The following is a 23,076-nucleotide window of genomic DNA, read 5'->3' as shown; positions in this document are numbered from 1 at the left end:
TGTAATTTGCAACTTACTCGTCTCGGATGCGGTGCGACACCTAGTCATTCGAAGAGTTGTTCACTGGCAGAATTATCTCAAAAGAAAAAGGCCCGCGCCTGTTCCGGAGCGGGCAATGGGTAGGCGCGGGGAGTGCGTACGAGGAACGCGCTCCCCGGCGGTACTTCACACGTTCAGCGGCGACGTCGCGGTGGCCGGTTTCCATGGCCCGGCGCAGTACGCGGTGGCGGCATTGTTCCCGGTCCGTGCGCCCTCCTGTTTCCACGGGCCCGCGCAGTAGGCGGTGGCGGCGTGCTTGTCCCACGGGCCGGCGCAGTAGGCGGTCGTGGCCTGGGCGGCGCCATGGGCATGCGGCTTGTCCCACGGACCCGCGCAGTAGGCGGTGCTGGCGTGCTTGTCCCACGGGCCGGCGCAGTAGGCCGTACCGGCGCCGGCGGCGGCGCGGGCGCGGGGTTTGTCCCACGGACCGGCGCAGTAGGCGGTCTCGCCGCGGGCGGCGGCCTGCGCGCCCTGCTTGTCCCACGGACCGGCGCAATAGGCCGTGCCGGACGCTTCCACCGGCGCCGCGTCCGCCACCGGATAGGCTTCGCCGAACGTCGCTTCGTACAGGCTCTGCATGCGCTCGCCGCTGTCGATGCGGAACTGTGCGTCGTCGCCACCGCGCATGCCGACGTACGGGTAATGGTGGACGAAGTAGCCGAAAGCCTGCTCGCAGTCGACCGCGTACTTCATCGTGTCGAGGATGTGGTAGTGCCAGAACGTGTCCACGTCGACCAGGGGCGCGATGGACTCGTCGGGATACATCTTCATCAGGCACAGGAAGCGCCGGTATTCCTTTTCGACGGCATTGGCCTTGTCCAGGCTCCAGCCTTCGCCAGACTCCACGTGCATCAACTTCGTCTTGATCGGTTCCAGGTCGAGTTGCATTACGGCGTTAAACAGGTCGTTGGCGTTCATGTTGGTCATCCTCATTGGTTGTTGAAGATTGCGTTGTGACTGCTTCCCTAGTTGTGGTCGTGTTGGCTTGTCGGGCCAGCGCTGGACAGTAATTCCTCAAGGTTCGTGATGACATCTGCCAGCGAGTGGGTCGATTCGTGGGCGCGCCTTACACGTAGTCAATGTAATTCAGGCAATCTGATGAGATATTGATATTTGTCAAAGAAACAACATTTGTTGTTGAAGCGGCTATGCAATTTCTTTCTTATGAAGTTGCGATACCCGCGGGGAACAGGCGTGACGAGGCGTCGCCCGGTTGGGCGGCGCTGGTCGTTGCGAAGGAAGTGTTTAGACGACGGCCGAACCCGGGCCGTGTTCCTGCTGCAGGGGAGCGGCGGGTTCCGACCCGCCGATGACGGGCGCCGACACGATCACGGTCGTGCCGCCGCCCGGTTCGCTGAAGACGGCGCAGGTGCCGCCGAGGATCACGATGCGCTCCTCGATGCCCACCAGGCCGAACGACTCATACTTGTTGCGTCCGCCGGGCGGCAGGCCGCAGCCGTTGTCGCGTACCGTCAGCGACAGCCAGCCGCCGTTCAGGCGCAGCTCCACCTTCACATGGGTCGCGTTGGCATGGCGGACGATGTTCGTGAGCGATTCCTGCAGGATGCGGAAGAAGGCTGTCGCGCAATGGTCGGGCAGGGCGATCTCGCCGTGGTCGTCGCGGATCTCGCACTGGATGCCCGTGCGCTTCTGGAACTGGTTCACCTGCCATTCGACGGCCGCCGACAGCCCCAGGTCGAGCACGGTCGGACGCAGGTCGTTGATGATCTGGCGCACGCTCTTGATCGTCGTGTCGATCTGTTGCAGCGTGGAACGGGCGCGTGTGTTCAGGTGGTTGTGCGTGCCCTGCGTGCGTCCGGCCAGCAGTTCGGCTTCGATGCGCAGCGCGAGCAGGCTCTGGCCGAGGTCGTCGTGGATCTCGCGCGCGATGCGCTTGCGCTCCAGTTCCTTGATCTGGTACGCGTGGTCGGCCAGGCGCCTGAGCTTCTGGTGCGACAGCTGCAGCCTGGTCTGGCTCTCGCGCAGCTCGCTCGTCATCTCCTGCGCCAGTTCGAGGGCGGCGCGGCGCGACGAGGTCAGGATGTGCAGCAGGGCGTACAGCAGGACGGAGCCGATGAAGCCGAACGCCATCATCAGCTTCGGATAATAGACGTCGAAATGCGTGCGCAGGCGGGCTTTCGGCACGCTGTACGTGGTTTGCCATGGACGCCCGTTGAAATCGAGCGGCAGCGTGGCCGTGAACACGTCATCGCCGCCGTCGAGCGGCGGCGTGGGATTGGCGGCCGTGCCATGGCTGTCGAACAGCACCTTGGGCCAGGTCGTCGTATCGTGCCCGATCACCTCGCGCGGGCCGACGTCGAACAGCGTCATGCGCACGCCGGGAATCGGCATCTCGTCCATCACCCCGTGCAGCAGCTTGGGCAGGCTGAACGCGATCCCGAGCGAGCCGAGATAGGCCGCGCGCCGTTGTTCCGCGCCGGCCAGCAGGGGGCTGTGCCGGTACACCGGCAGGCGCATGCCGAGGTGGTTGTCGTTGGGCGCCGACACCGCCGCGATCGGCCGGCCGGACGCGCGCAACTTGCCGTCGTCGCGCGACTGCGCGAGCTGCGTGCGGAAATACGGATTGCTCATCAGGTCGAGGCCGTACAGCTGCGTATTCGTGGCGTCCGGCTCGATGTAGGTGACGACGAGGTACGCGGAACGGCGGCCGGATGGCGTGACGACCGGGCGCGCGCCCGGGCCGAGGAAGGCCTGCAGTTCCCGCGCGAAGTCTGCCTCGAATTGCGGACGCTCGTCTTCGCGCACCCAGGTAGCGAAGTTGAGGGTGTCGACGGCCGGGTAATTCCTGGCCAGGTGCAGCCCCTGCACGTAGTCGTGGAACTGGCGGTGGCTGATCGTATCGCCGCTCTGCAGCAGGCTGGCCGCGCCGTGCAGCAGGTCCGTGTACGACTTGATGCGCATGTTGATGACGGCCTGCGCATATTTCGCGTGGCGGGAGAAGCGTTCCTGCACGTCGCTCTCGATGGAGCGTGTCGTGACAACGTACAGCACGCCGCCGACCAGCGTCGACAGCATGACACCGGTCCAGAACGAGAACCGCGTAACGGAAAATGCGTCTCTCAGCGTGATCGACATGTGGCACCGCGACGGCACGAAATTGTTGGTTTAATTCAACTTACGCGGCTTGGGTGCGTGATGAACCTAGCAGATCGGGGAGTTGCCGAGCCAGCACGACGCTGGGCTCCCAGTGGAGAAAAGAAAAAGCCCGATTCGTCGCCGAACCGGGCTTTTGCGCTAGATCAAATGAGTTTTACTTGCCCCAGCTGTCCTTGAGCGTCGTCACGCGGTTGAACACGGGTTTGCCCGGCACCGAGTCGACGCGGTCGGCGACGAAATAGCCGTGGCGCTCGAACTGGAAGCGCTGGTCGGCCTCGGCCCCGGCCAGGCCCGGCTCCAGGTACGCGGTGACGGTTTCCAGCGCGTTCGGATTGAGCACGCTCATGAAATCCTTGCCGCCGCCGTCCGGTTGCGGGTCGAGGAACAGGCGGTCGTACAGGCGCACTTCCGCTTCCAGCGCGTGTTGCGCGCTGACCCACGTGATATTGCCCTTGACCTTGTAGTTGTCCGCGCCCGGCGTGCCCGATTTCGAGTCCGGGAAATAGTTCACGTGCACGGCGACGACGTTGCCGTTCTCGTCCTTGTCGAAGCCGGTGCATTCGGTCACGAAGCCGTACTTCAGGCGCACGCGCGAGCCCGGCTTGTCGTCGATGGGCGGGTAGAAGCGGTGGTACCCCTTCGTCGGCACTTCCATGAAGTCTTCCTGCTCGATCCACAGCTCGCGCGCGAACGGGAACGAACGGGTGCCCCATTCCGGATGGTGCGGGTGGACGGGTGCGCTGCACTCCACCGTTTCGCCTTCGGGGAAGTTGTCGACGATGAGTTTCAGCGGACGCAGCACGGCCACGGCGCGCGGCGCCTTCGGGTCGAGGTCGTCGCGCAGGGCGCCTTCCAGCGTGCTCATGTCGATCCAGCCGTCGGCCTTGGAGACGCCGATGCGCTCGCAGAACAGCTGGATGGATTCGGGCGTGTAGCCGCGGCGGCGCAGGCCGACGATCGTGGGCATGCGCGGGTCGTCCCAGCCGTTCACCACACCTTCCGTGACGAGCTGGCGCAGCTTGCGCTTCGAGGTGACGACGTAGGTCAGGTTCAGGCGCGCGAATTCGTACTGGCGCGGCACCGGACGTTCGAAGAAGCCGCCAGCCGCCAGCGTCTCGACGAGCCAGTCGTAGAACGGGCGGTGGTCCTGGAATTCCAGCGTGCACAGCGAATGCGTGATGTTTTCCAGCGCGTCCGAGATCGGGTGCGTGAAGTCGTACATCGGGTAGATGCACCACTTGTCGCCCGTGCGGTGGTGATGCGCATGGCGGATGCGGTACAGGGCCGGGTCGCGGTTCGTCATGATGGGCGAGGCCATCGCGTCCTCGCTCATCCTGGCGCGCAGCACGTGTTCGCCGTCCTTGTACTTGCCGGCCTTCATGTCACGGAAGATCTGCAGCGATTCCTCGACCGGACGGTCGCGGAATGGCGAGTTCGTACCCGGCGTGCCGAAGTTGCCGCGGTTGCGCGACATGTCTTCGGCGCTCTGGCTGTCGACGTAAGCCTTGCCGTTCTGGATCAGGTATTCGGCCATCGCGTACAGCTGGTCGAAGTAGTCGCTGGCGTAGTGCAGGTGGGAGTCTCCGCCTTGCTCCCACGTGAAGCCCAGCCACTTGACGCTGTCCATGATCGTGTCGACGTATTCCTGGTCTTCCTTTTCCGGATTCGTATCGTCGAACCGGAGGTGGCAGCGGCCCTGGTAGTCGCGTGCCAGCCCGAAGTTCAGGCAGATGGATTTGGCGTGGCCCACGTGCAGGTAGCCGTTCGGCTCCGGCGGGAAGCGCGTGATCACGGACGGCATGCCGGCACGCGTGTGGGTGCCCGCGGCGAGGTCGGATTCGACGATCGCGCGGACAAAATTCGGCGACGGGGTGGCCGCCGCAGCGTTCTTGTCGTTACTCATGAAGCCTATCTTGAATGGGTATGATTCCCGGCATTTTACCGTAGAAGACGGCATGCGGTTCGCTATGTGGCCAAGCGCACGGTCCACGCGCGGGGCAGTCCGCATACTGGGATGCCTGTCAAGTTGGCGCTTTCTATAGGATAATCTCGGTTTAATGTTTTTTCGGCCACAGCCGGAGAGTTCCAAGTGGAAAATTTATACGCGATCCTCGGCGTCGCGCCGAATGCCAGCGACGACGACATCAAGAAGGTCTACCGTTCGCTCGCCATGCGCTACCACCCGGACCGCAACCAGGCGCCGGGCGCGGAAGCGCGCTTCAAGGCCGTCACGAAGGCGTACGAGGTGCTGTCCGACCCGATCAAGCGGGCGGAATACGACCAGAGCGTGAACCACCGCATCGTGCTCGACGCGGAGGCCGAAGCCTTCGAATTGTGGCGCTCGGTGTTCGCCCTGAACGGCGTCAATTTGGTCAACTGAGCTCCCTGCCTCAATACGTTCCAACAGAATACGAGTCAATCATGAAAAAAGTACATCCGGAGTTCGCTTTCCAGTCGCGCGAGCTGGAAGGCCAGATCGAAGGCACCCTGGGTGACCCGCCCAACCGCAAGAACTACGACATGATGGTGCAGGCCCTCGTGTCCGAATACGCCAACGGCGATGGCCTCGACGACGTCAACATGATGGCGTTCGCGCTCGTCGACCGCATCCGCTTCACGGACCCGAAAGGCCTGATCCGCGAAGCCTACGACTACGAGGGCGGCGACCCGGCCAAGGTGTTCGCGATGGCCAACTGCGACGGCGACGACGAAGGCCGCGCGATGTATGCCGCCATCTGCGACAACCATCCGGAACTGGCGCGCCAGGCCATCGTGACGGCGTTCCTGTACAAGAACCAGGCCCGCTGGGAAGACGACGACCAGTCGCTCGACCAGCTTGCGAAAGACGACGAAGGCGACGACGAGGAACTCGACGAAACCTCCGTGGGCGACGATTTCTCCCAGCTATTCGACCAGGATGGAGGTGAGCGCGAATGAGCGACGACAACAAATCCAACCTGCCCGCGCTGAGCAAGCAGGTCGGCGAACTCGTGCTGGCCGGTTCGCTGCACCACGCCGAAGAGGCGCTGTCGCAGGCCGCCGACGAGCATGGCGACTACGCCGTGGCCGAAGTGCTGTCCACGCTGCCCCCGCAGGTGACGGCGCTGCACCTGGCCGGCTTCGACGGTGCCAAGACGTCGGTGGCGACCCTGCTGGTGCCGCCGAAGGCCTGGGCCGAAAGCCTCGCCTACCTCGCCGCCACGTGGCCGGACGACATGATCGAGGACGACCCCGAGCGCATCGCGGAAAACCTGTTCAACCACATCCACGGCATCGTCTACGCGACCGATGACGACGGGCGCCGCCACGAGCTGCTGACGGAAGCGTCGGCCACCGACTACGGCGCGACGGCATTCGCCATCGTGTGGTCGCTGGCGCCGCGCGAGATCCTCGAAGTGGCCGGCGAGATCAACAACCGCGGCCCGCACATCAACGTGCACACCACGTCCGACAGCGACATCGTGCCGCTCGCCGTCGACCTGGCCAAGGCCAGCGAGGACGGCTGGCAGCGCTCGCTGCTGGAACTGTTCCCGGAATACCGCAACACGGCCGACCTCGCGGACGTCGAGTTGCCGGACGATCCGGACGAAGAGACGGAATTCCAGCAGCGCGGCACGCGCGAACTGCTGTACCGCCTGCGCAAGCAGGTGCCGTCCGTCCGCAGCCTGCAGCGCCGCAGCGGCCGCCGCAGCATGGGCACGGACATCTTCTCGTGACGGGGGCGAGCGCATCGATGCTGCCGGCTATCGTCATCGAAAAACTGCCCCGCCTGATCCGGGCGATCCGGCAGATCCCGGGGAACGCCAATGCCGACGAGGCGGCCGGCCTCGCCGACGAGCTGGCCGGCATCACGGCGATGGTGGCCGAGAAGTTCACCAACGACCGCACGGCCGAAGGCATCCAGCGCGCGCAGCTCTTGAGCATCGGCTGCGTGTCGCTGGGCCTGGAGCACCTGGTTGAATCGGACGACGCCCAGGGCGACCTGGACGCGCTCGACGTGCTGCTCGACGAGGGCGCGGAATTCGTGTTCCAGCAGGGGTTCCGCCTGATCCGCGACCTGGCGGCGCTGCCGGAGGACACCTTGATCGGGGAATTCGACAACGACCCCGTGTACTCGGCGCGGCGCCTGAAGGAGCTGTTCGTCGACATTTGCACGGCCGACCCGGGCGAGACGTGGTCCGGCTACGAGCGCTACCAGGGACAGCTGAAGCAGCGCCGGGACGTGCAGGCCGTCGTGCGCGCCGCGCAATGGCTGCGCCGGCACCATTGGGAAGGCCCCGTCAAGGATCCGGACCTGAACGCGGAAGGCGTGATCGCGCTCGCGATCATCTTCGGCGTCGAAGGCGGCGGACGCATCGTCGCGCGCACGGGGCAGAAGGAATTCGAGCGCTTCGTGCAGACGGTCCGCAAGGCGAAGCCGGACTTCGACGCGGGCTGGGCGGCGCTGCTGGAACAGATCCCGGCCGCGCACCAGGCCATCATCGCCGACCGCATCCAGAGCTACCGCAACAGCATCCTCCTGCAGAACATCGCGGGCAAGGTGCCGCTGAAGGAGCTGTTCGTGGAGCTCGAGAATTATGCGGGCTCCGAGATCGACGCCGAGTATCCGTAACCGTAGCGTGGGCTCGGGGAGCCCACCCTACATATCACCGCAGCCGTAGGGTGGGCACCCCGTGCCCACGCGATGCTACGGTTGCCGTTACGCGTAGGGTGGGCACCCCGTGCCCACGCGATGCCCGAGTCGTCAAATCCGGTAAATCAAGCTCCCGGCGCCAAGCTCGTCAATACGGTTCGTGCGCCCCCCGATTCCCATCAGGACTACCATGACGCTCCAGCCCCGCATCCCGTGCGGATGCGGTATCGAGCCATCAATGCAAGGAGTACGTCATGTTGCAAGCAAACGAAATCCAGCAGCGATTCACTCATATTCAGCAAACCATTCAAGAAGCCCAGCAGGCCTGCCAGCAGGATGCGCCCAACGAGATCCGCGACTGCATCGAAAAACTGTCGCGCGAAGCCAGGCAGGCGCAGAGCGTGATGCAGTCGAACGACCAGCAGCGCATCCAGCAATGCGTGGACAGCCTGGAAGACATGGGCGACGAAGCCAAGCGCATCAGCCGCTCGCTGCCGACGATGCCCGCCCACGTCGAAGCCGCGGTGACCCGCGTGCATGCCGAACTGTCGGACCTGAAGCACAAGCTGCACTGACAGGCCTCACACGACGCCGCCCTCGCGCAGGGCGGCGATCTCCGCGTCGGTCTTGCCCAGCACGTCGCGCAAGACTTCCTCCGTGTGCTCGCCCAGCAGCGGCGGCGCCTTGTCGCTCGTCGCCGGCGTGGCCGACATGCGCATCGGGCTGCGCACCAGTTTCACCTGCCCGGCGGTCGGATGCGGCAGGGCGATTTCCATGCCGCGCGCGCGCACCTGCTCGTTGGCGAACACCTCGTCCAGGTCGTTGATCGGACCGCACGGCACGCCCACGGCTTCCAGCAGCGCGATCCACGCCGCGCGCGGCCGCGCGCGTACCATGTCCGCCAGCAGCGGCACGAGCACGTCGCGGTTCTGTACGCGTGCGGGATTGGTGGCGAAGCGCGGGTCGCGCGCCAGTTCCGGGCGGCCGCCCGCTTCCACGAACTTCTGGTACTGGCCGTCGTTGCCGGCGGCGACGATGATGTGGCCGTCGCTGCACGCGAACGTCTGGTACGGCACGATGTTCGCGTGCGCATTGCCCCAGCGTGTCGGCCGCTTGCCGCTGTTCAGGTAATTGCTGCCGACGTTCGCCAGCATCGCGACCTGCGTGTCCAGCAGCGCCATGTCGATGTGCTGGCCTTCGCCGGTGCGGTCGCGGTGGGTCAGCGCGGCGAGCACGGCGACGGTCGCGTACATGCCCGTCATCAGGTCCGTCAGCGCGACGCCCACTTTCTGCGGGCCGCCCCCCGGCAGGTCATCGCGCTCGCCCGTTACCGACATCAGCCCGCCCATGCCCTGGATCAGGAAGTCGTAGCCGGCGCGGTGCGCGTACGGCCCGTCCTGGCCGAAGCCCGTGATCGAGCAGTACACGAGGTCCGGCCTGATGGCCTTCAGCGTGTCGTAATCGAGGCCGTAGCGCTTGAGGTGGCCGACCTTGAAGTTCTCGATGACGACGTCGCAATGGCGCACCAGTTCGCGCAGCAGCGCCTGGCCCGGTTCGCTCGCGATGTCGACCGTGAGCGAGCGCTTGCCGCGGTTGGCCGACAGGTAGTAGGCGGCTTCGGTGGTGGGCCGGCCATCGGCGTCCGGCGCGTACGGCGGGCCCCAGGCGCGCGTGTCGTCGCCGGCGCCGGGGCGCTCGATCTTGATGATGTCGGCGCCAAGGTCGGCGAGGTTCTGCGAGCACCACGGCCCGGCCAGCACGCGCGACAGGTCGAGCACGCGGATGTGGCCCAGCGCGCCCTGCAGGCGATTGTCCGGACCGTTGTGCGGTCCGTTCGGAATGAATGCCATCTGGTCTCCGATTCGATGAGTTGTTCTCGGCGCGGATTATACGTCGCGCTCGTCGCGCTCCCGCGAGCGGGCGTCGTCCAGCGCGGCGGCGAATGCGTCGCGTTCGCGGTCGACGATGTCGTCGACCATGCGCTCGTCCAGCCCCATCCCTTCGAGCACGAAGGCCGACAACTGCAGGCTCGCTTCGAGCGTCTCCGGCACGACGACGTTGGCACCGGCCCGCTTGAGGGCGCGTGCGTGTTTTTCGTCGCGCGAGCGCGCGTACAACTGCACGTGCGGGAATTCGCGCCGGATGCCGCGCACGGCCTGCAGCGCGGAGGCTGGGTGATCCATCGTCAGCACGATTGCCGGCGCCTCGTCCGCATGCACGCGGCGCAGCAGTTCCGGCCGCGCCGCGTTGCCGAAATAAACGGGCACGCCGTTCGCGTGCAGCTGCGAGACGAGCTTCGCGTCGTTCTCGAACGCGACGTAGGGAATCTCCTGGGCCGCGAGCAGCTTGGCCAGCTGCTGGCCGACGCGTCCGAAACCGGCGATGATCACGCGGCCCCGTGCCGCATCGAGCTCGTTGTCGGCGAGGTGAGCCGCGGCGCCCTGGGATTCCGCCGCCGAGCGCTCGCCGATCGCATGGCCGATGCGCGCCAGCAGCGGCGTAATGAACAGCGACAGGCCGACGGCCAGCATCACGCGCGCGCCGAGGGCGCCGTCCAGCAGCTTCGACGCGGTCGCGTAGCCGATCACGATGAACGCGAATTCGCCGCCTTGGCCCAGCAGCAGGCCGCCTTCGATCGCGCGGCCCCACGGCAGGCCGCCGAGCCGCAGCAGCGGCGCGACGACGACGCCCTTGAGCAGGACGAGGCCCAGCACGGCGCACGCGAGCCACAGCGGCGCGTGCAGGATCTGCAGCGCGTCCATGCCCATGCCGACCGTCATGAAGAACAGCCCCATGAGCAGGCCCTTGAACGGCTCGACCATCAGCTCGACCTCGTGCTTGAATTCCGTTTCCGCGAGAAGGAGTCCGGCAATCAGCGCACCGAGCGCCATCGACAGTCCGGCCAGGTGCGACAGCGCGGCGATGCCGAAGGTCGACAGCAGGATCAGGGCCATGAACACGTCCGGCTGGCGATGGCGGGCAAACGCGCGGAACAGCGGGTGCACGACCTTGCCGCCGACGAGGTAGATGAGGGCGATGGCGACGGCCGCCTTGGCCATCGCGAGCAGGGCGATCAACGCGACGTTCGCGCCGCCGCCTTCGTTCTTGCCGAGCGCCCCGATCAGGATCAGGATCGGCACGACGGCGAGATCCTGCAGCATCAGCACGGCGAACGCGGCCTGGCCGACTGGGCTCGCCGTGCGCTGGCTCTCGGCCAGCAACTGCATCACGACGGCCGTCGACGACAGCGACAGCACGAGGCCCAGCACGAGCGCCGCGCCGAGCCGCTGGCCGAGCAGAAGATACGCCGCACCGCCGATCAATGCGGCGCACAGCACCACCTGCGCGCTGCCGGTGCCGAACACCCAGCGCCGCATGGCCCACAGGCGCGCGGCCGAGAGCTCCAGGCCGATCATGAACATGAGGAACAACACGCCCAGCTCGGCCAGCATGGCGACGTTGTCGTTGTTGGGGAACGTGAACAGGCCGAGCGGCGCGAAATCCTGCGCCATGCGCCCGAGCCCGAACGGGCCGAGGAGGGCGCCGACGGCGAGGAAGCCCAGCACCTGGTTGATGCGCAGGCGCTGCAGCAGCGGGATCAGGATGCCGGCAAGGGCGAGGAACAACAGGATTTCGCGCAGGAAGGGGAAGGCGTGTTGCTCTTGCACGGGGTCTGGCCTTTAACGGATGATCATCCCGGCAATTTTAACGCGTGGGCACCCCGTGCCCACGATGCGCAGCCTTCAGGCCTGCCTGCTCTCCGCCATCAGGATCACTTCCTCCATCTCCTGGTCGATCTCGTTGCGCAGCTCGAGATAGCGTCCCAGCGCATGGTCCAGCGACGGCAGCAGGATCCCGCGCTCGCTGTGCAGCCCCGTGTAGCGCGGCCGCGGCGCCGCGAAGCCGTACGACTCGGCCGCTACGGCTTCCAGCCGGCTGGAGTCAACGCCCGCGCGCGCCGCCGCCTGTTCGGCCAGCTCGGCCCACGTCAGCGTGCCGACGTTGGCCAGGTGCCAGACGCCGGACTCGCCGTCGATCGCGAGGTCCAGGCAGGCGTGCACGAGGTCGGGCACGTACGTTGGCGACACGGCCATGTCGCGCGCGGCGCGGAACGGTTCGCCCCGCTCCAGCGTCTGCAGCGCGAGGGTGACGAAGTTGTACTTGTCCCACGGGCCGAAGAAGGCGCTCGTGCGCACGACGAGGGCGCCCGGGTGCTTGTCCTGCACGCGCAGCTCGGCCTCGGCCTTGCTGCGGCCGTAGACGTTCAGCGGCGCGACCGCATCGCTTTCCACGTACGGCCGGTCGAGCGCGCCGTCGAACACGAGGTCGCTGGAGAACGTCGTCAGGTGCACGCCGTGGCGGGCGCACGCGGCGGCCAGGATCGCGGGGCCGATCGCGTTCTCGCGGAAGCAGCGCTCGGCGTCGCGCTCGGCATCGTCCACGCGCACGTAGCCCGCCGTGTTGACGACGGCCCAGGGCCGGTACTTGTCCAGCGCGCGTTCGACGGAGGCCGGGTCCGTGATGTCCATGTCCTGGCGCGACAGCAGCCGGTACGCGAGGTTGCGCTTGCGGCAGATGCGGGCGAACGCGCGGCCCAGCGTGCCGGACGCGCCCGTGATCAGGATCGGTGCCGCGTCCTTGCCGACGAGCGTGTGGCCGTCGGCGGTGATCGACGTCAGCGCATCGGGCGTCGCGACGGGCGTGCACAGCCAGCGGCCCGGCCGGCGCCACCAGCCCTGGCCGCGCAGCACCGGGTGCGACAGCGGTGCGTCGGCCGATAGTTCCCGCATCATGCGCGCGACGGCCGTCGGACGCGGTTCCGGCGCGCGCACGTCGAACGGGCCCGGTTCGTAATAACCGTTGTTGCACGTGACGAGGCTGTTCCAGTCGAACGAGCCCAGCAGCGACCAGACGGTGACGGCGCGCAGGTCGACGCCGTTCGCGCGCACTTCCTTGCCCGCTTCCCAGATCTCCAGCAGCCAGCGCAACTGGTCTTCGCGGTTGGCGTCGATGTGGGCCTCGGTGACGGCGAGCGGGATGTGGTACCGGTCCCAGATCTCGTGCAGCAGCGGGGCGATGCCGGCCGTGGGCGTCGCGAGCGCGCGCGAGGCCTCGATGTCGGCGCACGGGATGCCGTCGGCCACGCCGCGGTGGTGCGCCGGATAACGGTCCGGACGGTGGTCGAGCCAGCGCTCGCTCGTGACGTAGTAATTGACGCCGATGACGTCCGGCGGGCACGGGTTGTCGCGGAACCACAGGAATTCCTCGGCCGGAATACCGGTCTTCGTCAGATACGACCACAGCGCGTGCTCGGGACCGACCATGCCGCACAGCAGGTCCCACGCGAGCCAGCGGCGCTCGTTGTAGAACTCGGCGACTTTGGCCATCTCGGGCGTGCTGTAGGTCTTGCCGAGATCGTCCGTCTGCACCAGTTTCGCGTTTGGATTCACGGCGCGGATCGCGCGCATGGCCAGCACCACGGCGCGGCACTGGTTCAGCAGGGCCTGCACGAACGTGCGGTCGTCGCGGCCGTGCGGGTACCACACGCCGTACAGCCCGGCGAAGCGGGCCGTCGTGCACGGTTCGTTGACGGGGGTGTAGTACTCGATCCAGGGATAGCGCGCGGCCACGGCGCCGGCGTATTCCGCCAGCTGTTCCGCGAACGCGGGGTCGACGAGGCTCGTGTGGCGCGGGCCGCTGCCGTGGTGGATCAGGCCCGCGATCGGCGTGACGCCGTGGGCGCGGAGCGCGTTCAGGCGCTCGTCGGGCCAGGACCAGTCGGCGGCGTGGACGCCGTCGGGCGCCGTGCGTTCCCACAGCACGGGGTAGCGGATGGCGCGGATGCCGAGGGAAGCGAAACGGGCGATGTCGTCGGCCCGGGAGGCGTGGCCGTTACGGTCGAGCTGGTGGAAGTAGTCGTCGCGGACGCGGTTGACGGTGCATTCGAGGCCGCCCCACAGTTCGAGAGGGCGGGCGTGGCTGTTCGTGCTCTTCGTGGAATCCATAAATCACCAATATTGTTAATTTTATTGCAACAAAAAATACGGCATGGCCCCGAACTGGCAAAAAAGTCGGGGAAGCGTTTTGGCTTTCGAGTGGTGGCGGTTGACAGCGACGCGTCAACCTGCAACCATGCCATCCATGAATTTTTCGTATCCACATCCTGTTCTCACCTGGTGGCGCCGCTGATTGCGCGCGGCCAGTGAATTGGATAGGTATTCCGAAACGCCGCCTCGATTCCAAGGTGGCGTTTTTGTTGGCGCAGCAGGATCGAGGCAGGGCGGTTAAACTCCCAAGGAAAACTCGATGAGTCTGCAAACCCCTACCGCTACCACGCCCATCATCCTCACCGGCGACCGTCCCACCGGGCCGCTGCACCTCGGCCACTTCGTCGGCAGCCTGCGCAATCGCGTCACTTACCAGGACCAATATCGCCAGTTCATCATGCTCGCGGACGCCCAGGCGCTCACGGACAATATGGATGATATCGGTAAGGTACACCGGAACGTGATCGAGGTGGCGCTCGATTACCTTGCCGTAGGGATCGACCCCGCCAAATCGACCATCCTGATCCAGTCGCAGATCCCGGAGCTGGCCGAGCTGACCTTTTATTACCTGAACCTCGTGACCGTCGCGCGCCTCGAGCGCAACCCGACCGTCAAGCAGGAAATCATCCTGCGCGGCTTCGAGCGCGACATCCCGGCCGGCTTCCTCACCTACCCGGCCAGCCAGGCCGCCGACATCAGCGCCTTCAAGGCGACCATCGTGCCGGTCGGCGAGGACCAGATCCCGATGATCGAGCAGTGCAACGAGATCGTGCGCAAGTTCAACCGCAACGCCGGCCGCGACATCCTCGTCGAGTGCAAGGCGATCGTGCCGGAAGTCGGCCGCCTGCCGGGCATCGACGGCAAGGCCAAGATGAGCAAGTCGCTGGGCAATACGATCAACCTGGGCGCGTCCGCCGACGAGATCCGCGCCGCCGTCAAGATGGTCTACACGGACCCGCTGCACCTGAAGGTATCCGACCCGGGTCACCTGGAAGGCAACGTCGCGTTCCTGTACCTGGACGCGTTCGACACGGACAAGGAAGGCCTGGCCGAGATGAAGGCGCATTACGTGCGCGGCGGCCTGGGCGATTCCGTCGTCAAGAAACGCCTGGAAGGCATCCTGCAGGACATGCTGGCGCCGATCCGCGCCCGCCGCGAGGAACTGGCCAAGGACAAGGGCCAGGTCATGCAAATCCTCAAAGAAGGCACGATGAAGGCGCGCGAAGTGGCGGCGCGCACGACGGACGAGGTGCGCAAGGCCCTCGGGTTGTCGTATTTCTAAACCGCAGCGGGTAGCGGAAAACGCGCTTTGAGGTAGCGCAAGGTGATCGCCTTGCGCTTTCTTGTGGTCCGGTTTGTGTATCGATGGCAAGCTGCGGCTTTCGCCACCGATGAAGGAGCCGCACCATGAGCAAAGGATTGCGTTGGACCGAACAATGGATGCGCCGGGCGCTGTGGCTCGTCGCGTTCGTCTTCGCCGGGTTCCTGATCGGGCTCGGCAACCAGGTCGTCGACAACGTGATGTACCTGGAGCCCGTGCCCCCAGCCGAACAATTTCTCGATCCCGTGCAGGCGGGCCCGCTGCGGGCCGCGGTCGAGCAGGCGAAGCAGACGCGCGAAGCGGCGGACGCGGCGCTGGAGCAGGCGCAGCAGAAACACCGCGTGGCGCAGGCCAACACGACAAGCGCACGCGACGCCTTCGACAACTGGATCGCGACGCGCCACGTGACGGCGCGCCCCGACCAGGACACGGAACTGATCGCGCGCAACCGGGAACTCGATAAACTCGTGGCAGCAGAACGCGCCGCGCTCGCCGCGGTCGAAGCCCAGGAGCAGGTCGAACTCGACGCCAAACAGGCCCAGCAGAAGGCCGCGGCGGCCTACGAGGCACTGCTGGAACCGGCACGCGAGGCCGCGAACGAGGCCGCGGCCAGGGCCGCGCGCAAGGTCTTCCTGATCCGTCTCGGCGTGACCCTGCCGCTGCTGCTGGTCGCGGGCGCGCTGTTCAAATACAAGCGCAACGGCACGTACTGGCCGTTCACGTGGGGTTTCATTTTCTTCGCGCTGTTCGCGTTCTTCGTCGAGCTGGTGCCTTACTTGCCCAGCTACGGCGGCTACGTGCGCTACGGCGTGGGCATCGTGGTGACGGTCGTCGTGGGCCGCTACGCGATCCGCTGGCTGCACGCGTGGCTGGAACGCCAGCGGGCCGCGGAGGCCATGCCCGATGCCGAGCGCCGCACGACGATGCGCTACGACGTGGCGATGGAACGCATCGCCAAGAGCGTGTGCCCGTCGTGCGAGCGTGCGACGAATTTCAAGGACGAACACCTGGCCCATTGCCCGCACTGCGGCATCGGCCTGTTCGACCGCTGCCCGGCGTGCACGACGCGCAAGAACGCTTTCACGCGCTACTGCTTTTCGTGCGGCACGCCGGCCAACGTCAGCCTTGCGGACTGAGCGGGGAGCTTACTTCACGAAGCGGGCCAGCAGGCGGATGTACGCCGTCTGGTAGCCGTTCGACGGCTCGCTGACCGACCACGAGTTCAGCGGCCAGCCGTCGTTGAAGTCGAGATAGGTCTTCTGCGACGGTTGGCCATACGGCGGCGACGGCGGGGCCGAGCCGCACTGCGCCGACACGTTCGGGCAGTTGCTGTCCCAGTTGTACTGCGTGCCCGCCGGACCGCCAGCCAGGTAGCCCGGTGCCGGGCCGTACGGCGACTGCTTGGCGTCGTTCCAGGGCGTGCCCTGGGTGAACCACGTATGCCACAGACGGTTGACGGAATTCTCCGCGCCGAAGCTGACCATGTTCGACAGGTAGACTTTGCCCAGCGGGTTCACGCCATGCAGGTAGTGCACGTAGTCGGCCGCGGCATTGGCATCCTGCTCGGCCGTGTGGCGGCTGATGCCGTAATAGCTTTCTTCCGCGAACAGCGAGCCGGCGTTCGCCTTGACCGCGTTGCTGGCCCACGTGTACGAGCCGATGAAGGCGCGGTACGGGTCCGTCTGCGCATCGACCTTGCCCCAGCCGTCGTAGTCCGCGCGGCCCCACAGGTCGAGGAATTGCGTACGGATCGCGGTGGCCACGGTGGACGTCGCGTTCGGGAGCGACGCGTAGTACAGCAGGTTGCGGGCGTCGCCGGCGCTGAAGCCCGACAGGTTCCAGCTCTTGAACATCGCCGCATCGGTGTAGTTCGCGTCGACGTAGCTCTTGTACGTGGCATCGCCGGTGGCGGCGAACAGCCGGACGGCAGCCATCAGCTTCAGCGACTTGCGTCCGTTGTCGTCGGTCTCCTGCTGGCCGACGGCGAGTCCCTGGGTGCCGCGGTTCGCATCGTTGTTGTAGAACAGGACGTTCGGGTTGACCTGCGCCCAGTTCCACGCGTTTTTCGCACGCGTCAGCAGGTCGGCCGCATACGTGTTCAGCGACGCGTTGTTCAGGCTGCCCAGCACCTTGGCGCCTTCCGCGAACGCGGCGGCCGCCGCCAGCGTGGCCGTCGTGCTGGCGTCGCCGTAGTAGCTGGGGCCGGTGGACGAGGACGGCGGGCTCGCACCCACGACGCCGACGACGGACAGCACGGAGCCGTCGCTGTTCTGCATGCGCTTCAGCCAGTCCAGGCCCCACTTCGCTTCGTCGAGGATGTCCGGGATGCCGTTCCACGATTCCGGGAGATTGAAATCGTCGGTGAACACGGTCGGATTCTGGACATAGGCGTCCATCAGTTCGCCCGCGTAGCCGGCCGCCCAGCTCGTGTACTTGTTGTAATCGCCCGCGTCGGCCCAGCCGCCGCGCAGGTCGCGCGCCGTGGCGGCGTTGCCGGAATCGAGGAAGCGCCGTGCCTGCGAATCCTGGCCCGGGCCGAGGTTGCTGGCGCCGTCGGCCCAGTTCAGGCCGGCATTGTTCGCGGTGTGGGCCTGGCCTAGACGCTGGTAGTAGAACATGCGCACGGCCTGGACCAGCACGTTGCGGTAGACGTTGTCGCCGATCTCGAAGCGGGCCGAGCGCTGGCCGCCGGCATCGACGATTTCATACGTGCCCGGCGTCGTGATGTTGCTGAAGTCGAAGTGCCAGACCTGGTCGCCCGACGACGGATCGGTGGCGCGCGTGTTCCACTCCGTGGGCCACCACGTGTACACGGTCGCGCCCGTGGCTGAGTTCACCACGCTGACCTGTTGCGGCCAGAACTGGGGGCTGTTCGCGTCGTAGCCGGCGCGGGGCATGCGCAGCACCGCCACCTTGCGCGCGTTGGTCAGGTAGCCGAACTGGTCGACCATGATGTACTTGCCGGCATTGGCCGCCTGCGCCGGCCACACCGTGAAGTTGTACTGCTGGGTCGACTTGGCGCCGCAGCTGTTCGTGTACGTGGCCGTGGCCGTGCAGGTGGTGGCGCTGGTGCCGGTATTGGCGAGCTTGATGGTCTGTTCGCGCGCCGCCCCCGATGTGCCGCAACCACTCCACGCCCACGTGCCGCCCGATGCCGGTTGCGGCCCGAGGACGACGGTCGAGCCGGTGTTCAGGGCGAGCGACGACGTCATTGCCCATGACGTCGTGCCATTGATGTTGACGTACGGGGTGGTGGTACTGGATTGGCACGTTTGTGCCCACGCGGGTGCGCTCAAGGCTGCCAGTGTCAGCAGTACGCTTTTTTTGATCTCCATCCTTTTTCTCGTTGTCGTGTGCAGGCCGGGCTCGTCGCGCCAGTCCCGTTCAGGCGTGGGCAGGCCGGACTTCAACGGCCGGCCGTCGTTGAAGCCGCTGAAAGCAGCGGATGATGCGTCATCGGGGATGTATGGTTGAGTTGATTATGCGAGGGACATGGCGTCGCTGCCAGACCGAAAACCGTCAACTCGAGGTATGAAATTCGCCGACGGCATGGACGCCGCCGGCGGGTGGGAGGAGGTTAGTCCTTGAGGTCGGCCGGCACCTTGCCGCCGTTTGCCGCCAGCTTGTTCATGACCTGGCGGTGCAGCCAGATGTTCATGCTGGCCGAGTCGCTGGTATCGCCGGAATAGTTCAGCTCGGCGGCCAGTTCCTTGCGTGCCTGCAGGCTGGAATCGAGGCCCAGCAGCTTCAGCAGGTCGACGATCGACGTGCGCCAGTTCAGCTGTTGGCCGGATTGCTGCTGCATGTTGTTCAGGACAGCTTCCACGTCGACCTGCTGCATCGGTGCCGCCGCCGGCGCGCTTGCCGCGGGCGCGGCCTGCGGTGGTTGCGCGGGCTGCTGTGCCGGTTGCTGCGCGGGTGGCTGCGTCGGCTGCGGCGCGCGTTGCTGGGCGCCCGGGGCCGCCTGGCTGCTGTTCTGCGCGGCCGGGTGCGAGGACGGGAAAATCTTGTGGAAGATATTGCTCAGGATACCCATGTCGATTCCTTCTCGATGATGGTGGATGCGCTCAGTGGCGCTGCATGCCCTGGGCCATGTGGCCAAGCGCGATCGCCAGTGCGGCGCCGCCGATGGCCTTGACCAGGGTCGGGTGTTCGGCATAGAAGTCGCCCATGCGTTCGACGATGCCGGGATTCTGCTGCTCGGCCTTGGCGGCCAGTTCCTGCACCTGTTCCGGCGAGACCTGGTTCGCCTGTTCCGGCGACACGCGGGCCTGGTCGGCGCCGAGCAGGTTGCCGAGCGAGCCGCCGGCGACGGACGCCAGCACGGACGGTCCCACATTGGCCAGCAGGTGGTTCAGCATGCCGGCACGCTGGTCGGGATTGCTGTTGCCAAACAGCTGGCCGACCATCTGCGAAAACGGCGGTGTCTGGTCCGAGCGCAGCGCCTGCGTCACGCCCTGCGCGACGGTGGCGCGCGGCACGTTCTGCGCCACGTGGTCGAAATCGTTCTCGGCCTGCGCCGGGTTGGCGTTCGGGTTGGCTCCGCCCAGGTATTGCTGCAACAGGTTGCCCAAATCAAAGCTCATGATGTTCTCCACGTTGAAACCTCGAAGCGCAAGGGTAGGCGTTCGCGGAGCATTCCTCCGTACGTTCGCTAACGGAGGGGCGGCATCTATAATCCGCATTGCTGTACATAAATAAAACAACTTGCCCGAGAGAGACTATGCACGGGCGAACTGGGCAACGCGCTGTTCGGCGGCGGCTTCACGCAATACCGCTACGCCCATCCGGAACGGATGACGATGCCCGTGCTCGTGCTGGCCGGCGCCGCGGACGATGCGATCGGCCTGCCGGCCCAGCGCGCGCTGGGCCAGGCGTTGCCGCATGCGCGCGTCGTCGACTACGCGGGCGCCGGACACTTCCTGTACCTCGATGCGCCCGACCGGTTGACGCGCGACGTCACGGACTTCCTGGCCACGCCCTGACGGTGGGGTTGCCCGGTGGACACCCGCGCCGCCGGCGCGTAAGCTGGCGCCATGATCTATACGCCGCTGCTGTTCTTTTTTGCCCTGTATGGCTACGCCGCACTTGCCCTCGGCCTGCCGGCCGCGGTGGGCGTCGCGTACGCGCTCGCGAGCGCCGCCTGTTTCGCACTGTATGCGCGCGACAAGGCGGCCGCGCGGCGCGGCGACCGGCGTACGCCCGAGTGGCACTTACTGCTGCTGGGGCTGGCCGGCGGCTGGCCGGGCGGCTTGCTGGCGCAACAATGGCTGCGGCACAAGACCGTGAAACGTCCGTTCCGGCAGGGGTTCTGGCTGACCGTCGGCCTCAACCTGGCCGGTTTCTGCTGGCTGGCGCGCGCGCTGGCGCCGGCCTGACTACCGTTCGGGAGGAATACCATGTGGCCTTACCCCAGGATCCTGGCCCACCGCGGCGGCGGCACGCTGGCGCCGGAAAACACGGTGGCCGGACTGCGCCGCGGCATGGACGCGGGTTTTCGCGCCATCGAATTCGACGTCATGCTGGCGCGCGACGGCGTCCCCGTCGTGCTGCACGACCCCAGGCTGGGCCGCACGGTGGCCGGGACGGGATCGGTGGCGGACATCGATGCGCTCGACCTCGCCGCGCGCGATGCGGGCTCGTGGTTCGGTCCGGAATACGAGGGCGAACCGGTGCCGCTGTTCGTCGAATTCGCGCAGTATTGCAAGGCCCACGGCGTGTGGATGAACATCGAGATCAAGCCCGTGCCCGGCCATGACGAGGCGACCGGCACCGTGGTCGCGCGCCTGGCGGCCGCGCTGTTCGCCGCCGAGATCGCCGCAGGCAGGATGGCGCAGGTGCCGCTGCTGTCGTCGTTCAGCGAGACCGCGCTGGCGGCGGCCCGGGAGGCCGCGCCCCAGGTCCCGCGCGCCTGGCTGACGGAGGCGTTGCCGCGGGATTGGGAAGCCCGTGCGCGGGCGCTGGACGCCGTCGCGATCCACACCGACCATACGCGGCTGACGGCGGCCGGCGCCGCGCACGTGAAAGCCGCCGGCTTCGGCCTGTTCTGCTACACGGTCAACGCGCCGGCGCGGGCGCGCGAACTGTTCGGCTGGGGCGTGGACGGGTTGTGCACGGACCGGATCGACCTCATCCCGCCTGATTTTTCCTAGAACCAAAATTTTCCCTCAAGAATTGTAACGTCTTGTCGTTAATGACATTCGGCTCCCGGTCACGGCCTTATGTCACTTTCGATCAATAATCAATCGTTGTCCCTGAACGCCCAGCGCAAGCTGGCGGAGCACACGAACGAGGTGACGCGCCTCGTCGCGCGCCTGAGCTCGGGCACCGGCATCGCGAGCGCCGCCGACGATCCGGCCGGCCAGGCCATCACGGGCCGCATGAGGTCGCAGCTGACCGGGATGCGCCAGGCCTCGCGCGGCATCAACGACGCGACGTCGATGCTGCAGGTGGCGGACAGCGCGCTGTCGAACATCAACGACAGCCTGCAGCGCCTGCGCGAATTGGCGGTGGCGTCCGGCAACGGCTCGTACACGGACAGCGACCGCAACACGTTGCAGGCGGAAGCGGACCAGATCCTGTCCCAGATCACCCAGGTGGGCAATGGCGCCTCGTTCAATGGCCAGGCGATCTTTTCGCCGGCGTCCGAGAGCGGTAGCGAGGACAAGAAGAAGCGTGCCGTGCTCGACAGCCTCAAGGCCGGCTGGCTGAGCGCCGCCGAAGACATGGTCCAGCAGTACTACGGCCTGCAGGGCGATGGCTCGACCCTGAAGATCAACCTCGACACGACGGACGGCAAGAGTGGCGTGCTTGCGTCCGTCACGGGCGCGTCGGGGCTCGGCAACGACGTCACGCTGAACATCGACATGGCCGATTTCAGCGACATCAGCACGCCGGACGGCGGCACCGGACCGATGTACGACGACCGCGTCATTGCGCACGAGATGGTGCACGCGATCATGCTGCACTCGACCGGCATGAATCTTCCCCAGTGGTTCATCGAGGGCACGGCCGAGCTGATCCATGGCGCCGACGAACGCCTGGCCGGTGCGCTGGCGGGCGGGCAGACGGCGCAGGGCATCGTCGACACGATCACGGGCGGCGGCTTCAGCTATGAAGGCGGCTACGTCGCCTCGCGCTACCTGCATGAGCGGTTGAAATCGATGGGCGTCGATGGCGGCATGAAGGGCCTGATGACTTACCTGAACGGGCACCAGGGCACCGACCTCGACACGGCGCTGAAGGCCGTCACGGGCGGGCAGTACCAGGGCACCGGCGACTTCATGACGGAATTCGCCGCCAATGGCGCCGGCTTCATCGGGGGCATGAACCTGGCGAATGCGGACACGGGCGCGATCGGCGGCCTCGACGCGGACGGCGGGCCGACGCGCGACGCGCGGGGCGTCGTGCCGGAATCCGGCTTCGGCACGACCGCCCGGCCGCTGCGCAACTTCAAGGTCGAGTATCCGGACATCGGCGGCGGGGGTGTGGGCAGGCACCGGATGCAGATCCAGGTCGGAGCGTCCGCCGGCGACCTGGTCGAGATGGAGTTCGCGGCCGTGAACGCCAGCGCGCTGGGCCTCGCGGACCTGGACATGCGCAACCCGGCGGTGGCGCTGCTGCACATCGACGACGCCCTCGCGTCCGTCAACGAGCAGCGCGTGCAGGTGGGCGCCTACAGCAACCGCATGGACGCCGCGGCCAGCAACAACCAGACGATGTCGATGAACCTGGAGGCGGCGAAGAGCCGCATCGAGGACGTCGACTATGCCGGGGCCGCGGTCCGGCTGACGCGCGCCCAGATCCTGCAGCAGGCGGCATCCGCCATGCTGAGCCAGGCCAATGGCGAGCCGAGGGCGGTGCTGGCCCTGTTGCGCTGAGCGGCGCCCGGTGGGCACGGGGTGCCTACACTACGGCCG

At 66.6% G+C, this 23,076-nt stretch carries 20 protein-coding genes; 11 read left to right on the top strand and 9 right to left on the bottom strand.

Going from position 1 to position 23,076, the window contains the following annotated elements:
- Nucleotides 1-165 precede the first annotated feature (165 nt).
- From ACL58G_RS28335 to ACL58G_RS28325, 3 genes are all read right to left on the bottom strand, one after another.
- Nucleotides 166-957 carry a glycine-rich domain-containing protein gene (locus tag ACL58G_RS28335; protein ID WP_440963868.1) on the bottom strand — a complete coding sequence of 264 codons (792 nt, stop codon included), beginning with the start codon at nucleotides 955-957 and terminating at the stop codon, nucleotides 166-168.
- Nucleotides 958-1,284: 327 nt separating this feature from the next.
- Nucleotides 1,285-3,075 carry a CHASE domain-containing protein gene (locus ACL58G_RS28330; protein ID WP_440963867.1) on the bottom strand — a complete coding sequence of 597 codons (1,791 nt, stop codon included), beginning with the start codon at nucleotides 3,073-3,075 and terminating at the stop codon, nucleotides 1,285-1,287.
- 235 nt (nucleotides 3,076-3,310) lie between these two features.
- On the bottom strand, nucleotides 3,311-5,059 hold the full coding sequence (locus ACL58G_RS28325; protein WP_440963866.1) for a glutamine--tRNA ligase/YqeY domain fusion protein: 1,749 nt from the start codon (nucleotides 5,057-5,059) through the stop codon (nucleotides 3,311-3,313).
- Nucleotides 5,060-5,245: 186 nt separating this feature from the next.
- Between ACL58G_RS28325 and ACL58G_RS28320 the strand changes: the two genes are divergently transcribed.
- The 5 genes from ACL58G_RS28320 (at nucleotide 5,246) to ACL58G_RS28300 (ending at nucleotide 8,364) form a co-directional block, all read left to right on the top strand.
- On the top strand, nucleotides 5,246-5,536 hold the full coding sequence (locus tag ACL58G_RS28320) for a DnaJ domain-containing protein (protein WP_413387250.1): 291 nt from the start codon (nucleotides 5,246-5,248) through the stop codon (nucleotides 5,534-5,536).
- 41 nt (nucleotides 5,537-5,577) lie between these two features.
- Complete coding sequence (locus tag ACL58G_RS28315) at nucleotides 5,578-6,093, top strand: hypothetical protein (protein WP_413338422.1); 516 nt, start codon at nucleotides 5,578-5,580, stop codon at nucleotides 6,091-6,093.
- Nucleotides 6,090-6,872, top strand: coding sequence for a hypothetical protein (locus tag ACL58G_RS28310; RefSeq protein WP_413338424.1), 783 nt, complete (start codon nucleotides 6,090-6,092; stop codon nucleotides 6,870-6,872). Before ACL58G_RS28315 ends, ACL58G_RS28310 begins: the two co-directional genes overlap by 4 nt.
- Nucleotides 6,873-6,889: 17 nt before the next feature.
- Nucleotides 6,890-7,768 (top strand): hypothetical protein, encoded by an 879-nt coding sequence (locus ACL58G_RS28305; RefSeq protein ID WP_440968147.1) that lies wholly within the window; start codon nucleotides 6,890-6,892, stop codon nucleotides 7,766-7,768.
- 275 nt (nucleotides 7,769-8,043) lie between these two features.
- Nucleotides 8,044-8,364 carry a hypothetical protein gene (locus ACL58G_RS28300; RefSeq protein WP_413387252.1) on the top strand — a complete coding sequence of 107 codons (321 nt, stop codon included), beginning with the start codon at nucleotides 8,044-8,046 and terminating at the stop codon, nucleotides 8,362-8,364.
- A 6-nt stretch (nucleotides 8,365-8,370) separates the two neighbouring features.
- Here the strand turns inward: ACL58G_RS28300 and ACL58G_RS28295 are convergent, their stop codons facing one another.
- From ACL58G_RS28295 to ACL58G_RS28285, 3 genes are all read right to left on the bottom strand, one after another.
- Nucleotides 8,371-9,639: a CaiB/BaiF CoA transferase family protein gene (locus ACL58G_RS28295; RefSeq protein ID WP_413387253.1), complete on the bottom strand. Its 1,269-nt coding sequence runs from the start codon at nucleotides 9,637-9,639 to the stop codon at nucleotides 8,371-8,373.
- Nucleotides 9,640-9,675: 36 nt separating this feature from the next.
- The gene (locus ACL58G_RS28290) at nucleotides 9,676-11,457 is read right to left on the bottom strand and encodes a cation:proton antiporter domain-containing protein (RefSeq protein ID WP_413387255.1); all 1,782 of its coding nucleotides are present in this window, start codon (nucleotides 11,455-11,457) and stop codon (nucleotides 9,676-9,678) included.
- Between the two features lie 75 nt (nucleotides 11,458-11,532).
- Nucleotides 11,533-13,794: a family 1 glycosylhydrolase gene (locus tag ACL58G_RS28285; RefSeq protein ID WP_413387256.1), complete on the bottom strand. Its 2,262-nt coding sequence runs from the start codon at nucleotides 13,792-13,794 to the stop codon at nucleotides 11,533-11,535.
- A gap of 301 nt (nucleotides 13,795-14,095) precedes the next feature.
- Between ACL58G_RS28285 and trpS the strand changes: the two genes are divergently transcribed.
- Both trpS and ACL58G_RS28275 read left to right on the top strand, forming a co-directional pair.
- Nucleotides 14,096-15,118 carry a tryptophan--tRNA ligase gene (gene trpS, locus ACL58G_RS28280; RefSeq protein WP_036238519.1) on the top strand — a complete coding sequence of 341 codons (1,023 nt, stop codon included), beginning with the start codon at nucleotides 14,096-14,098 and terminating at the stop codon, nucleotides 15,116-15,118.
- A 125-nt stretch (nucleotides 15,119-15,243) separates the two neighbouring features.
- Nucleotides 15,244-16,293, top strand: a complete 1,050-nt coding sequence (locus ACL58G_RS28275; RefSeq protein WP_440963865.1) for a serine endopeptidase — start codon at nucleotides 15,244-15,246, stop codon at nucleotides 16,291-16,293.
- 9 nt (nucleotides 16,294-16,302) lie between these two features.
- Here ACL58G_RS28275 and ACL58G_RS28270 read toward each other — a convergent pair whose 3' ends face one another.
- The 3 genes from ACL58G_RS28270 to ACL58G_RS28260 all read right to left on the bottom strand — a co-directional run bounded on the left by ACL58G_RS28270 (nucleotide 16,303) and on the right by ACL58G_RS28260 (nucleotide 19,743).
- Complete coding sequence (locus ACL58G_RS28270; RefSeq protein ID WP_440963864.1) at nucleotides 16,303-18,492, bottom strand: glycoside hydrolase family 9 protein; 2,190 nt, start codon at nucleotides 18,490-18,492, stop codon at nucleotides 16,303-16,305.
- Between the two features lie 242 nt (nucleotides 18,493-18,734).
- On the bottom strand, nucleotides 18,735-19,193 hold the full coding sequence (locus ACL58G_RS28265) for a DUF3597 domain-containing protein (protein ID WP_413387259.1): 459 nt from the start codon (nucleotides 19,191-19,193) through the stop codon (nucleotides 18,735-18,737).
- Nucleotides 19,194-19,224: 31 nt separating this feature from the next.
- Nucleotides 19,225-19,743 carry a hypothetical protein gene (locus ACL58G_RS28260; protein ID WP_413387260.1) on the bottom strand — a complete coding sequence of 173 codons (519 nt, stop codon included), beginning with the start codon at nucleotides 19,741-19,743 and terminating at the stop codon, nucleotides 19,225-19,227.
- Nucleotides 19,744-19,953: 210 nt separating this feature from the next.
- Here ACL58G_RS28260 and ACL58G_RS28255 point away from each other — a divergent pair, with 210 nt between their 5' ends.
- The 4 genes from ACL58G_RS28255 (at nucleotide 19,954) to ACL58G_RS28240 (ending at nucleotide 23,037) form a co-directional block, all read left to right on the top strand.
- Entirely contained in the window at nucleotides 19,954-20,142 is a 189-nt protein-coding gene (locus ACL58G_RS28255; protein ID WP_413387261.1) for an alpha/beta fold hydrolase, read from the top strand.
- Between the two features lie 51 nt (nucleotides 20,143-20,193).
- Nucleotides 20,194-20,535 carry a DUF1294 domain-containing protein gene (locus tag ACL58G_RS28250; RefSeq protein ID WP_413387262.1) on the top strand — a complete coding sequence of 114 codons (342 nt, stop codon included), beginning with the start codon at nucleotides 20,194-20,196 and terminating at the stop codon, nucleotides 20,533-20,535.
- A gap of 21 nt (nucleotides 20,536-20,556) precedes the next feature.
- The gene (gene ugpQ / locus ACL58G_RS28245; RefSeq protein ID WP_413387263.1) at nucleotides 20,557-21,309 is read left to right on the top strand and encodes a glycerophosphodiester phosphodiesterase; all 753 of its coding nucleotides are present in this window, start codon (nucleotides 20,557-20,559) and stop codon (nucleotides 21,307-21,309) included.
- A 69-nt stretch (nucleotides 21,310-21,378) separates the two neighbouring features.
- Nucleotides 21,379-23,037, top strand: coding sequence for a flagellinolysin (locus ACL58G_RS28240; protein ID WP_413387264.1), 1,659 nt, complete (start codon nucleotides 21,379-21,381; stop codon nucleotides 23,035-23,037).
- The last annotated feature ends 39 nt before the right edge of the window (nucleotides 23,038-23,076 follow it).

Origin of the sequence: Massilia sp. GER05 (assembly GCF_052056005.1) — a bacterium.
Lineage (GTDB): Bacteria > Pseudomonadota > Gammaproteobacteria > Burkholderiales > Burkholderiaceae_D > Telluria > Telluria orientalis.
Note: the sequence above shows the minus strand (reverse complement) of the source record. Positions and strands in the feature narration are given on the sequence as shown.